The following is a 14,792-nucleotide window of genomic DNA, read 5'->3' on the forward strand; positions in this document are numbered from 1 at the left end:
TTTGCGAAACTAAAATACGGCCAAAATAAAATATGCCACGATGAAAATTACAAAAAGGGGATTCCACGGTATCATCTATCTTATTGTTGCCATGTTATGCGGGCTGTCAGCATCAGCCCAGCAATCCGTTAGAGGGACATTACGGACAGCTGCCGGCGAAGCCATCCCGGGAGCAACGATTGCAGTAAAAAAGGCGGGCACTGTAGCCATTGCCGATTCTGCAGGTAACTTTTCCATTAAAGCGTTGACAGGCGATACCCTTGTCGTAAGCTTTGTGGGTTTTAAAAGGCAGGAAGTAAGGGTACCTTCCTCCCTTTCAGTGAACATTATACTCCAGGAGTCTGTATCCACCTTAAACGACGTAGTCGTAATCGGATATGGTACCCGGTCGCAGAAAGACCTGACAGGGTCTATTGCGACCGTGAGTTCAAAAGATTTTCAGACGGGGGCCATCACCACCCCCGACCAGCTGGTAACAGGTAAGGTGGCCGGTGTGGTCATCACCCCTAACAGCGGTGCACCCGGTGCAGGAGGTACCATCAGGATCAGAGGAGGTACTTCCCTGAATGCCAGTAACAACCCGCTGATTGTAGTGGATGGGGTGCCACTGACCAGCGAGGGCGTATCCGGCGTAGCCAACCCGCTCAGCCTGATCAACCCGAACGATATTGAGTCTTTCAACATCCTGAAAGATGCCTCTGCAACAGCCATTTATGGTAACAGGGCGTCCAACGGGGTCATTATCATCACCACCAAAAGCGGATCTGCCGGCAGACTGAAAGTCACTTTTAATACTGTATTGTCAGAATCCGTAAGAAGGAATGCCATAGATGTGCTGGATGGGGACCAGTTCAGACAACTGATTGCAGCAAGGGGTAATGACGAAGAAAAGGCATTGGTAGGTACCGCCAATACCAACTGGCAGGACCAGATCTTCCAGAAAGCCTTTGGCGGAGATTACAACCTGGGATTATCAGGTGGTATCAGGAAACTGCCTTACCGCTTATCTATTGGTCACACCTACCAGGATGGTATTCTGAAGACAAGTAATATCAAAAGAACGTCTGCATCCCTGAACCTGAACCCTACTTTCTTTGATAACACATTGAAAGTGACCATTAATGTGAAAGGGGTATTCCAGAAATCCAGGTTTGCGAATGAGGGAGCGATCGGTGCAGCCGTTGGCTTTGACCCTACACAGCCGGTATATGCCAGCAATAAGTACGGAAACTTCTATGAGTGGCTGAACGCGTCTACCGGCATCCCGATAGACCTGGCTACCAAGAATCCGCTGGGACAGCTGCTGCTGAACTCCAGCCTGAGCGACGTATACAGAAGCATCGGAAGTATCAAAGTTGACTATACACTGCCTTTCCTGCGTGCCCTGACTGCCACCGTAAACGCAGGTTACGATATCTCTAAAACATCAGGAAACGGGTTTATTCCCGCTTATGCAGCAATGTCTTATCAGCGAGGAGGGTCCATGACGGAATATTCCCAGAGAAGAAAAGACAAACTGTTTGACTTCTATCTGACTTACAACAAAGAGCTGAAGCAACTGGCCAGCAAGTTTGACGTGACTGCCGGTTATTCCTACCAGGATTTCTTCAGAGGCAGCCCGGCATATCCGGCAAGGAATGCTTTTGGCACTATCGTGAACGTACCGATAGCAGACTCCAGCCAGAATACCCTGTTATCATTTTTTGCCCGTGCCAACTACACGCTGATGGACCGCTACCTGTTAACGGCTTCCTTCCGCCGTGACGGTTCTTCCCGTTTTGGTCCGGCTAATCACTGGGGTAACTTCTCTTCTATCGCGCTTGCGTGGAAGATCAAACAGGAAAGTTTCCTTCAGCATATAGACCTCCTCTCTGACCTGAAAGTACGCGTCGGTTATGGTGTAACTGGTAACCAGGACATCGGGCAGGCCTATCCTTTCCTCCCGATCTACACCCAGGGAGCCAATAATGTGCAGTATCCATTCGGCAACGGCAGCTACACTACCTATCGTGCAGAAGCGTATGATCCGAATATCAGATGGGAACAGACAGCCGCCTGGAACGCAGGTCTGGACTATGGCTTCCTGAACAACAGGATCACCGGTACTTTGGACTTTTATTATAAAAAGACTAAAGATCTGCTGGCAGATATTCCGACCGCAGCAGGCGCTAACCTGAGCAATCATGTGCTGACGAATGTAGGCAATATTGAGAGCAAAGGGGTGGAACTGGCCATTAACGCCACCATCATAGACAAAGAAAAACTAGGCTGGAGAGCAGGCTTTAACATCAGCTACAACCAGAACAAGATCCTGAAGTTGTCTAATGTATCCGATTCCAGCTCTGAAGGTATCCTGACCGGCGGGATCGCAGGTGGTACCGGTAACAGTATCCAGATCAATACAGTAGGATATGCACCGCAGACCTTCTATGTATACAAGCAGGTATATGGACCAGATGGCAGACCCGTGGAAGGAGTATATGAGAAACCAGGAGAAGGCAGCAACATGTTTTACAGGTATAAGTCGGCCAACCCTAAACTGACGATGGGCTTCACCTCACAGTTTAACTATGACCAGTGGGACCTGTCTTTTGTATTGCGCAGCAATATCGGCAACTATGTGTATAACAACATCCGCTCTGGTGGCGGCGCTTACAATAGTATCAGGACATCCATGGGGTACATGGGTAATGTGAATGCCGATTTTCTGAATACAGGCTTCAGCAACAGCCAGTACTCTTCCGATTACTATGTAGAGAATGCTTCTTTTCTCCGGATGGACAACCTGTCGCTGGGATATAACTTCGGTAAGATACTGCGTAACACCGCGACCCTGCGGGTAAATGCCATTGTACAGAACGTGTTTGTCATCACGAATTATAGCGGCCTGGATCCGGAGATATTCAGTGGTATTGATAACAATCCTTATCCGAAACCACGCATCTTCTCACTGGGTATCAACATCGCTTATTAACCTAGAAACAAAGGAACATGACTATCAAATCATTATCAATTATAACCGCCTGTGCAGCTATTATGGCTACCACAGCATCCTGCACCAAAGATCTGAACCGTATGCCTTTTGTACAGGAGACATCAGAGACAGTATATAAAGATCCTGTAAAGATTAAGGGTGTACTGGCCAAGTTATACGGCAGTCTTAGCCTCAGTGGCCAGCACTATGAAGACAATGCCATGTCAGACATCATTACTGACAATACCGGTACCAACGTGTTTCTGCGTAACTACTGGCAGCTGCAGGAGCTGACCACAGACGAGGCCGTGATAGGCTGGAATGACGGTGACCTGCTTACATTTCACAATCTGAACTTCACACCTGACGGTAAGTATGTGAAGGTATTGTATGACCGGATCTTCTTCGGCGTAGCGGCGTGTAATGAGTTCCTGCGTCAGACCACGGAAGACAAGATGAACAGCTTTCCGGCAGATGTAGCAGCAGAAATACAGGGGTACCGCCATGAAGCGCGTTTCATGCGTGCATTTTATTACTGGGTAGCAATAGACATGTATGGAAAGGTACCATTTGTGACAGAGGCAGACCCTGTTGGCGCATTTCAGCCCAGGCAGATATCAAGAGCTGACCTGTTCACCTACCTGGAAGAAGAGCTGAAGGCCCTGGAAACATTACTGCCCGAACCACGCAGTAATGAATATGGCAGAGCAGATCGAGGAGCCGCCTGGATGTTACTGGCTAAGCTTTATCTCAATGCCCGTGTATATACCGGCACAGAGAAAAATACAGAAACGATCACGTATTGTAATAAACTACTGAATAACAGCGGATACTCACTGGAAGCAGATTATTCCAAATTATTCAAGACAGATAATAATCAGACGAACGAGATCATTTTCCCGATACTGGCAGATGGCGTAACCTCCCAGTCTTATGGTAATACCACCTTTATAGTGTTAGGCGCTATCGGCGGTACGATGAACGCAGCAGATTATGGCATGTCCAGCGCCTGGGGCGGTATGCGTACTACCAGAGCAATCGTAGACCTGTTTCCTGATCCATTCGGCACCGTGGATAAACGTGCGATGTTCTATACTAACGGACAAAACCTGGATATTACAGACATTGCCAGTTTCAATGATGGCTATGCCGTACCGAAGTTCAGGAATGTAAGTTCTACCGGTCAGCCGGGATCAGACCCTACCAGGAGATTCACAGATACAGACTTTCCCATGTTCCGCTTAGGGGATGCTTACCTGATGTATGCAGAGGCAGTTGTGCGTGGCGGTACCGGCGGCTCTGTCGGCGAGGCCGTAAACTATGTGAACCTGCTGCGCAGAAGAGCATATGGTAACAACAACGGAGACATCAGTGCGAGTCAGCTGACCCTGGATTTTCTACTGGCAGAAAGAGGCAGGGAACTGTATTGGGAAGCAAAGCGAAGGACGGACCTGGTACGTTTCGGCAGACTGACCAGCGGCAGTTATGTATGGCCTTTTAAGGGAGGCGTACCCGCAGGCACAGGAGTACAGGAGAAGTACAACGTTTTCCCTATTCCTACCACAGACAGGATCGCCAATCCAAACCTGATTCAGAATGATGGCTATTAATACATCCACTGTAAAATGATCGTATGAAAAGAATCTTCAGTTATATTATACTAGTTCTTCTTTTTGCATCCTGCAAGAAAGATGAAATAAAATCCGTGTACACGTTACCAACCGGTACACCTTCCTTTACCAGCAGTGTTACCACAGCAGTGCTGGATAGTACAAAAAGAGAGGAAACAGCCGTGGCTTTCTCCTGGGGAACAGTGAACTACGGTATTAATGCAGACGTTACTTATTCACTTGAATTTGATACCAGCACAGCCATGTCCCGGGCTATTGTGTTTATCATGAATGCAGACACTTCCCATGCCTATACCGTTGCTGCGCTGAATGCGATCGCACTGCAGGCCGGTCTGGAAGGCGATAAGGCAGGCGCATTGTATGTAAGGATGAAAGCTGAAGTACGTCAGAATGGTACCAACACCAATCCGTCGTCTATTCCAGCTACTTATTCGGCATTGCTGACATTGACCGTAACCCCTTATGCACCAGGTAACGTTGCACGGATGTGGGTACCCGGTGAATACCAGGGATGGAATGCCGCTACTGCCCCTACGATTGCTGATGCAGGCGGTAAAGGCGCTTATGAAGGTTACATCTATTTCCCTGCTAATGCCAATGGGAACTATACATTCAAGATCACCACAGCGCCTAACTGGAATGACCCGGCCTGGGGGTATGAAAGCGCCACCAAGATGGTAAAGGGCGGCGGAGATCTTTATGTACCTGCGGCAGGTTACTACCTGGTGAAGGCGAATGTCAATTCAAGAGACTGGAGTACCACAGCCACAACCTGGTCGCTGGTAGGTGATGGTGTAGCAGACAACTGGGAGACCGATATTCCAATGACATATGATGTTGAGTCAGGAACCTGGATTGCACAATCAGTGATGATCAAAGGTGCAGGCTCATTCAAGTTCAGGGCTAACAACGCCTGGACGATCAACTACGGCCCTACCGATGGTAAACTGGTACAGGACGGCGGAAATATTTCTGCGCCAGGCGGAGTAGCAGGTAATTATAAGGTAGTGCTGAACCTGAGCGAGTCAGGCAACTATACTTATACCCTCACCAAACTGTAAAGGCTATCGGATTGTTTAACATCAAGCAGGAGAAATCAATGAAAAAGCTAATTATAGCAACAGGCATGCTGTTTATGGCAGCCACAGGTTGTAAGAAATATGAAATGCCGGGTAATACCCCGACTACCAATCCTATACTGGAGAACATGATACGTGGGGCTGACGTCAGCTGGATCACAGAAATGGAAGCAGCAGGCTTAAAATTTTATGACACCACCGGCAAAGCAACAGATGGCTTTCAGTTAATGAAGGATATCAATATGAATGCTATCCGCCTGAGAGTATGGGTAAATCCGGCAAAAGGGTATAACAATACCGCAGATGTGGTGGCAAAGGCAGCACGCGCACACAAGCTGGGCATGCAGCTGCTGATAGATTTTCACTATAGCGATACCTGGGCTGATCCAGGTCATCAGACAACACCCGCCGCTTGGGCTAACCAGGACATAGCAGGCCTGCAGACATCCGTATATGATCATACCAAGTCAGTACTGACAGCCTTGAAAGATAAAGGCATTATACCAGTCTGGGTACAGGTAGGTAATGAAACCAACAATGGGATGCTATGGCCCCTGGGTAAAGCCTCTGATCATATGGACAACTTTGCCCTGTTGATCAATGCAGGGTACAAGGCCGTGAAAGAGATAGATGCCAATATCAAAGTAATTGTACATATCTCCAATGGATTTGACAATGGCCTGTTCAGGTGGATGTTTGACGGACTGACAGAGAACAAGGCGAACTTCGATATCATCGGCATGTCCCTGTATCCTTCGACCAATGAATGGCAGACACCTAACCAGCAGTGTGAAGTGAATATGAAAGATATGATCTCCCGGTATAACAAAGAGATCATGTTGTGCGAAGTAGGTATGCCCGCTTCATCACCCGTAGCGACTAACTACTTCATCAGAGACCTTTACACCAGATTGCATAACCTACCCGATGGTAAAGGTCTGGGCATATTCTATTGGGAGCCGCAGGCATACAACAGATGGGAAAACTATGGCCTGGGTGCATTTGACGCCACTGGCAGACCCACGTTTGCCATGGACGCTTTCAGATAAGTATATAAACTAACGCATCGATAATGATTAGAAGAACAGCGCAACTTTTAACACTTCTGCTGGCCGGCACCTGCACCGTACAGGCGCAGCAGGCTAAGACAGGAGAGCAACTGATATATGTAGATAAGACAGGCGTAATACGCTATACGAAAGGTAAACAGGAAGCCGCCTTCTTTGGCGTGAACTATACTGTACCTTTTGCATATGGTTACCGGTCGCATAAAGCCCTGGGAGTTGATCTCAAAAAGGCGATAGACGATGATGTATATCACCTGGCACGCCTGGGTATTGATGCCTTCCGGGTGCATGTGTGGGATACCGAGATCACAGATGTGAAAGGGAATCTGCTGACGAATGAGCATCTTGACCTGTTTGATTATCTGATCAGCAAGCTGAAAGAAAGGAAGATCAAAATACTGCTGACACCTGTTGCCTTCTGGGGCAATGGGTATCCGGAGAAAGATATCAATACAGGCAGCTTCGCCTATGTATTCGGGAAAGGAGGATCAGTAGTGAATGATACTGCTATCCGTGCACAGGAGAACTATATGAAACAGTTCTTCGTGCATGTAAATAAGTATACCGGCATGAGCTACAAGAATGATCCGGATATCATAGCTACGGAGATCAATAATGAGCCGCATCACAGTGGCCCTATACCCGGCGCAGGAGATTATGTGAACCGGATGGCAGCAGCTATCCGGAGTACAGGCTGGAAGAAGCCGGTATTCTATAATATCAGTGAGTCGCCATATTATGCCAGCGCAGTGGCAGGCGCAGAGATTGACGGCGTGAGCTTCCAGTGGTATCCGACAGGACTGGTAGCTAACCGTACATTGCAAGGTAACCTGTTACCTAATGTAGACTACTACCGCATACCATTCGATACCATCGCCGCCTTTCATAATAAGGCGAGAATGGTATATGAGTTTGATGCAGGCGACGTTATGCAACCCGTAATGTACCCGGCAATGGCGCGCAGCTTCCGGACAGCAGGCTTTCAATGGGCCACACAGTTTGCCTATGACCCGATGGCCACCGCGTACGGTAATACAGAATACCAGACGCACTATATGAATCTGGCGTATACACCAGAGAAAGCGATCAGTTTTCTGATAGCCGGCAAGGTATTCCGGGAGACGCCCCGTAAGCAACGTTATGGCAAATATCCGGCAGATACCATCTTTGGAAATGCCAGGGTAAGTTATGCCGAACAGCTGAGCGAATGGAACACCGCGACGGAATTTTATTATACCAGCCATACAGGTACTAACCCGGTAAATGCTTTACAGCTGGCACATCTGGCAGGTACGGGTAATTCTCCGGTGGTACAATACAGCGGTACCGGTGCTTATTTCCTGGATAAGGTGGCAGCGGGCAGCTGGCGGCTGGAAGTACTACCTGATGTAGTACAACTCAGCGATCCTTTCGGGAAAGCATCCCCTGCAAGGGAAGTACGCAGGGTACAATGGAATAATCAGACAATGCGTATACAGCTCCCTGACCTGGGCGAGTCATTCGATATTACAGCAGTGAATAGTGGCAACCAGCGGCAGCCACAGGTAAGCGGCAATTCATTCACCTTACATCCCGGCACGTATCTGCTTACAAAGAAGGGAGCGGCAGCGGGTAAAACGAGCAGCAAGATCAACGGCGTTATCGGGTTGCATGAATTTGCCGCACCACAGCCTGTGCATACCTCATTAGCAGTGTATCACGCGCCGGCAGCAGAGGTGAGCGCAGGTCAGCCGATACGCATTACAGCCACCATTGCAGGCATTGACAGTACAGCGCGCATATGGCTGGAAGGAGAAATGCTGGGTAGTAAATGGTTCAAGGCAGATATGCAGCAGACAGGTGTTGGCCAGTATACAGCAGAGCTATCCGCGGCACAGGCAGTACCCGGCCTGTTAAAATACAGGCTGATGATACAGCAGGGCGAAACGTTTACAACGTTCCCAGGCGGTCATACCGGCGATCCGCATGCATGGGATTACTACCAGCGAGAGAGCTGGCAGACCAGCGTTGCAGCGCCGAATAGTATGTTGTCATTACTGAATGTAGCTACAGACAGTGATCTGATGACACTCCCCGCTTATACACAGGGTGCATATACCGCCGGCAGCCGTTCCGGACAACTGGCATTCAGTTTCAACGGACAAGGCGTCAAGGCAGATACTATCACCGGCATCAGCAGAGCAGTAGCAGCCAGCATCAAAGGCAGAGCAAGCGAACTGGCCGCATTTAAGACCGTTATTATCCGTGCAAGAGTAACAGGACGGTCAGCAGCCCAGGCGCGGGTAGCACTTGTTACAGGCGACGCAAGCGCTTATGCAGCGCCTTTTGCCATTACTAATGAATTTACTGATATAGTAGTACCCTTGAGCAGCCTTACAGCTGACCAGAGCCTGCTGCTGCCGAGGCCGTATCCCGGCTTCATGCCTTTGTGGCTGAAGGGAGGCAACACACCTTTAGATATCAGCAAACTGGATAAAATAGAAATTACAAACATACCTGCTGCGGACACCACACCATACACAATAGAAGTAGAATCCGTCTGGTTAAAAGCTAAATAAAGTATGAATAAGTGTAAGACATCATTGCTGCTGGCAATGGTATTGATGAGTGTAAAAGGTATGTCTCAGGCCCGGCAGGAATATCTGCTGGAAAAGAACTGGAAGTTTGCCAAAGGAGAGCATCCGGAGGCCCTGAACGAAGCCTTTAATGACAAAGGGTGGGAATCAGTGACCGTACCGCACGATTGGGCCATTAAAGGCCCGTTTGACGGCAATAATGACCTCCAGAAGGTACAGATCGTACAGAATGGAGAGCAGGAAGCAACCATGAAGGCCGGACGTACCGGCGGACTGCCATTTATTGGAAAAGGATGGTACCGTCTGTCCTTTGCAGTACCACAGTTCAGCGCCGGCAAGAGAGTAGTATTGCTGTTTGATGGGGCAATGAGCAATGCAGAAGTGTATGTGAATGGTAAAAAAGCGGGCAACTGGCCTTATGGGTATAACTCCTTCTCTTTTGACATTACCGACTATATCCACGCCAAAGGTCAGAACACCCTGGCGGTAAAGCTGGAAAACTTTGAGCAGGCATCCCGCTGGTATCCGGGAGCAGGTCTGTATCGCAATGTACACCTGATCGTTACCAATGACACCCATGTACCAGTATGGGGTACCTACATTACCACGCCCGTCATTACCAGAGACAGTGCGGCGGTGAGGATGGTGACGACTATTGACAGAAGCAATAAACAGGCTGCCGTGACCGTGAAAACAAATCTGCTGAATGCCGCAGGTAAAATAGTGGCTACAGCGTCTGCCCCTTTACCGGCAGATAGTAGTCGGGTAACGCAACAATTCAGCGTAGCAGAACCCGCATTATGGTCACCCGAAACACCTGTACTCTATAAGGCTGTCACACAGGTATATGAAGGAGCACAGTTGAAAGACGTCTATGAGACCCCGTTTGGGATCCGCTCTATTGAATACAAGGCAGGGAAAGGCTTTTTACTGAATGGTAGTCCGAGGAAGTTCAAAGGCGTATGTAATCACCACGACCTGGGTCCTCTGGGAGCAGCCATCAATACAGCAGCCCTGCGCAGACAGGTAACACTGCTGAAAGACATGGGCTGTGACGCTATCCGTACCACACATAATATGCCTGCACCTGAGCTGGTAAAGCTATGTGATGAAATGGGCATTATGGTGATGGTGGAATCTTTCGATGAATGGAAGGCTCCGAAAGTAAAGAATGGTTACAGCCTGTACTTTGACGAATGGGTGGAGAAAGACCTGATAAATATGTTACATCACTTCAGGAACAATCCATCTAATATTATGTGGAGTATTGGTAATGAGGTACCTGATCAAAGTTCTGCTAATGGCGCTGCTATTGCGCGCAGGCTACAGGACATCTGTCACCGCGAAGATCCTACCCGCCCCGTAACGGTAGGGATGGACCGCTTTGATGATGCGATCAATAAGGGCTTTGCCGCAGTGCTGGATATACCAGGCTTTAACTATAAGCCCAACCGGTATCCGGAGGCGCATAACAAGCTACCACAGGGTTTCCTGATGGGGTCAGAGACAGCGTCTACCGTCAGTTCAAGAGGTGTGTATAAGTTCCCGGTGGAGTTTTTTAAGAACAAAATGTATGACGATAATCAGTGTTCTTCCTATGACTTTGAGGCCTGTTCCTGGTCGCAGGTGCCGGATGACGAGTTTGTACAGCAAGATGATCTTGACTATACCATCGGTGAATTTGTATGGACAGGTTTCGACTACCTGGGAGAACCGACACCATATGATTCTAAGTGGCCGTCACACAGTTCCTACTTTGGTATCTTCGATCTGGCCGGCATCCCAAAGGACCGATTCTACCTTTACAGAAGCCGTTGGAACACGCAGCAGGCCACTTTACATCTGTTACCTCACTGGACGTGGCCAGGCAGAGAAGGGCAGGTAACGCCAGTATTCTGCTATACCAGTTATCCAACAGCAGAACTGTTTATAAACGGTAAAAGCATGGGTAAGATATCAAAAGACACTTCCAGCAACCAAAGCCGCTACCGCCTGATGTGGAAAGATGTAGTATATCAGCCGGGTACTATCCGTGTAGTAGCCTATGACGCTGCCGGGAAAGCAGTTGCGGCTGACAGTGTGAAAACGGCAGGTACACCCCATCATATTCAGCTGACCGCAGATCGTACCGTGCTGACAGCTGATGGTAAGGACCTGGCATATATTACTGCCACTGTGGTAGATGCTGATGGAAATGTTTGTCCGGACGCCGATAATCTGTTACAGTTTGAAGTCAGCGGTGCTGGTAAATACAAAGCAGTAGCGAATGGCGACGCCACCAGCCTGGAACTGTTCCATCTGCCACAAATGAAAGCATTCAGTGGTAAGCTGGCATTTATTGTACAGGCCGGGGAGAAAGCAGGAAGTATTAAAGCGACGGTTAAATCTGATCAGTTACAGGCAGCATCCTGTGTATTGAAAGTGAAATAAGTACCGTATCAGGGGTCAGACATCCATACCCGGATGCCTGACCCCTAATTTATCATGATGGCGATATCAGCCAGGGGGAATGAAGCAATCAGACCATACAGATAAATAATTTTAATAATTAATTATCTGTATATATCTTTGGGGCCATTAATAATCAACCCTATATCATGAAATCATTAAAATCGGCATTATTGTTAGCCGCCTTGGCCTCTACGGTTGTTTCCTGTTCAAACGATGACGACGATAAAGTAGTTACCAGCATTGAAGGTGAGTATACCTTCGCCGGCACAAGCGTTGAAATGTTTGCAGCCAGCACATACGAAACCATCAGCATTTCCGAAAAAGACAGTACTGCAACAAATACCAAATATGCTAGTACTTCCCAGTCAGGAACTGCCAGCATCAGTGCAACTAATTTCACCGGTGATAAGCTAAGTTTCATAGCCAAGGGTTCATCAGTATCAAAACTATACACCAATGGTGAAGAAACTGAGGTGATGGATCTGCCTATTAACTACGAAGCAGAACCTGTATCTTCAGTGCAGGCGTACAAACTGGTTGGCATGGATTCTATCTATTTTGGTGAAGGCTTCCTGATAGGTATGCCGAGCCCTGGTACCATACAAGTGCCAAAAGGCGCTGGCGCTACCTATAAATTCTCAGGCGATACCCTGGTTATTACCAGCCTGCTGGATACAACAATTGTACAGGAAGCGCAGGATGAGAGAGCAAAGGATATCTTACGTGTGAAAATGATTACGCGTTTTAAGAAGAAATAATAGCAATAGTTAATAATACAAAGGGCGTCTCAACTCAATGAGACGCCCTTTGTTATTTAGCAGTAAAGGTGTTTGTTTCTTTACTTTACCAATGCAGGATTGTACAACTTCTGATTATCCTCCTTCAGCTTATCAATTGGAAACTTATCTACTTTACGATCATAGGTCATAAAACCATTGATCTCACCTTCCACATCGGTGGTCTGTGTGTAAACAGCTGCTGACAGTCCCAGAGGAATCAATTGTGCGATCCTTTGCGTGAAGTCCTGGTAACGTTTAAACATCTCTTCTGAAGTCTTGAAAGACTGATAACCCCAGTTTTTGTTTTTCTGCCAGGTATGCCCTTCTACTGGTAATCCCAGTCCGCCAAATTCTCCTAATACCAGGATCTGTTTTTCGCCGAACAGTTCCGGACTTGGCATCGCAGGATGCGGATAGTTATGCAGGTCGAGAATATGACCGGTAATGTAGAAGTTGCCACCACTGGCGCTGTTTACAAGTCTGGAAGGATCTTTCTTCATTGTCCATTCTGTGATCTCCACCGTTTTGAACTGTCCCCATGCTTCGTTGAATGGTACCCATACTACGATGCTGGGATAGTTGTGCAGCGCATCCATGATAGCCGTCCACTCTTTACGGAAGTAGCCCTCTGATTCAGGGGTACGGTTTTTATCTGTCTGGTGATCAAGGATACCGATACGGTTTTCCCATCCGTTACCTCTGTCACCGCTTGGCATATCCTGCCAGAGCAGCATACCTGCTTTATCACAATAAGCATAGTATGTTGCAGGTTCTACCTTGATATGCTTACGGATCATGTTGAAGCCCATTTTCTTCAGCTGGTCAACATCGTATATCATGGCTTCGTAAGTCGGCGGTGTATATAAACCGTCAGGCCACCAGCCCTGATCCAGTGGACCATACTGGAAAAGGAACTTGTTATTGAGCATCATGCGTTGAATCCCGGCTGCATCTTTCGCCATTGATATTTTACGCATGGCAAAGTAACTTTTAATCTCATCAACCGGTTTATTGTTGCGCAGCAGCGTTACTTTCAGATCATACAGGAAAGGGCTGGAAGGCGACCACAGTTTCTCATTAGAGAGTGTGATTACAGCCGTTTCTTTTGCGTTAGCCTGTTGCTGTGCGACAACCTTGCCACCATCGAGAACTTCAATCTTCAACTGATCGCCGGTCTGTACATTCTGTACATCAGCAGACAGTGTGAGGGTATGCTTATCAATGTCGGGCGTTTGCCGGGTAGCAGCGATATATGTTTTAGGAACGGCTTCCAGCCATACAGTCTGCCATATACCAGTTACCGGCGTATACCAGATACCCTCAGGTTTTACAACCTGTTTACCGGCGGGCTGTGGACCGTCATCTGTCGGATCCCATACGCGTACGGTAATTTCCTGTTTACCGCCTTTTTTCAGTAATGGGGTGATGTTAAAACTGAAAGGATCATATCCGCCTTCGTGTTTACCGGCACTTTTGCCGTTCACGAATACTTCCGTTTGCCAGTCAACCGCCCCAAAATGCAGGAGAATGTCCTTGTTTTTCATGGCGGCGGGGATGGTGACTGCTGTCTTATACCACAGCAGACTATCCTTTCCTACCGTCCTGCCTACGCCCGACAGCGCAGATTCGACAGCAAAGGGAACCAGGATACTACCTTCATAAGCGGATGGCTGTGATTGAGACTTACCTGTAATTGCATAACTCCAGAGACCATTAAGATTTTGCCAGTTATTGTTTCTTACCAGCAGCGGACGTGGATATTCGGGTAAAGGCGCTTTAGGATCTACCTTTTCAGCCCATTGGGTTACAATTCTGTCTTTGATCAGTTGCCACTGAGGCTGCTGGGCCTTAACAGCCGAAGCGATACACACAGATGACACGAGACAGGTGACGAGTTTTTTCATACATGATAGATTGTGGGAGCTAAATTTAATCAAATGTTTTAAAAGTGCTAACCCCTGATTAACAATGAGTTCTGTTTAACTTTCATTAACAATTCAGGCAATCCGTCTATCATGATAACAATGGCAGGCATCTCGCTATCGCTGGGTCCTACCTCATCTTATTCATTTACAGTGTAGTATTAAGTGCATACTAGTCGGCTCCGAGTCATGGACGGTTGGTACCGAACAGCAAATACAGCGGGGGCACTATAAAACACTCGGGCCGGTACAGCCATTACCAGACAGGTAAATTGCCCTTCCTCTACTTAAAACCGGTAGTCTGGATACAATG

Annotated in this window: 8 protein-coding genes; 7 read left to right on the forward strand and 1 reads right to left on the reverse strand. The window is 47.9% G+C overall.

What is annotated here, in order from left to right; genetic code table 11:
- The first annotated feature begins 40 nt into the window (after positions 1-40).
- From K1Y79_RS10735 to K1Y79_RS10765, 7 genes are all read left to right on the forward strand, one after another.
- Positions 41-2,974: a SusC/RagA family TonB-linked outer membrane protein gene (locus K1Y79_RS10735; RefSeq protein WP_220250016.1), complete on the forward strand. Its 2,934-nt coding sequence runs from the start codon at positions 41-43 to the stop codon at positions 2,972-2,974.
- Between the two features lie 17 nt (positions 2,975-2,991).
- Positions 2,992-4,584: a RagB/SusD family nutrient uptake outer membrane protein gene (locus K1Y79_RS10740; protein ID WP_220250017.1), complete on the forward strand. Its 1,593-nt coding sequence runs from the start codon at positions 2,992-2,994 to the stop codon at positions 4,582-4,584.
- A 23-nt stretch (positions 4,585-4,607) separates the two neighbouring features.
- Complete coding sequence (locus K1Y79_RS10745) at positions 4,608-5,666, forward strand: SusE domain-containing protein (RefSeq protein WP_220250018.1); 1,059 nt, start codon at positions 4,608-4,610, stop codon at positions 5,664-5,666.
- A gap of 38 nt (positions 5,667-5,704) precedes the next feature.
- On the forward strand, positions 5,705-6,733 hold the full coding sequence (locus tag K1Y79_RS10750) for a glycoside hydrolase family 53 protein (protein WP_220250019.1): 1,029 nt from the start codon (positions 5,705-5,707) through the stop codon (positions 6,731-6,733).
- Between the two features lie 23 nt (positions 6,734-6,756).
- Entirely contained in the window at positions 6,757-9,309 is a 2,553-nt protein-coding gene (locus tag K1Y79_RS10755) for a cellulase family glycosylhydrolase (protein WP_220250020.1), read from the forward strand.
- Between the two features lie 3 nt (positions 9,310-9,312).
- On the forward strand, positions 9,313-11,757 hold the full coding sequence (gene galB / locus K1Y79_RS10760) for a beta-galactosidase GalB (protein WP_220250021.1): 2,445 nt from the start codon (positions 9,313-9,315) through the stop codon (positions 11,755-11,757).
- Between the two features lie 167 nt (positions 11,758-11,924).
- Positions 11,925-12,536 carry a hypothetical protein gene (locus K1Y79_RS10765; protein ID WP_220250022.1) on the forward strand — a complete coding sequence of 204 codons (612 nt, stop codon included), beginning with the start codon at positions 11,925-11,927 and terminating at the stop codon, positions 12,534-12,536.
- A gap of 80 nt (positions 12,537-12,616) precedes the next feature.
- Here K1Y79_RS10765 and K1Y79_RS10770 read toward each other — a convergent pair whose 3' ends face one another.
- Complete coding sequence (locus tag K1Y79_RS10770) at positions 12,617-14,461, reverse strand: glycoside hydrolase family 2 protein (RefSeq protein WP_220250023.1); 1,845 nt, start codon at positions 14,459-14,461, stop codon at positions 12,617-12,619.
- Positions 14,462-14,792 lie beyond the last annotated feature (331 nt).

Origin of the sequence: Chitinophaga rhizophila, from assembly GCF_019492185.1 — a bacterium.
GTDB lineage: Bacteria > Bacteroidota > Bacteroidia > Chitinophagales > Chitinophagaceae > Chitinophaga > Chitinophaga rhizophila.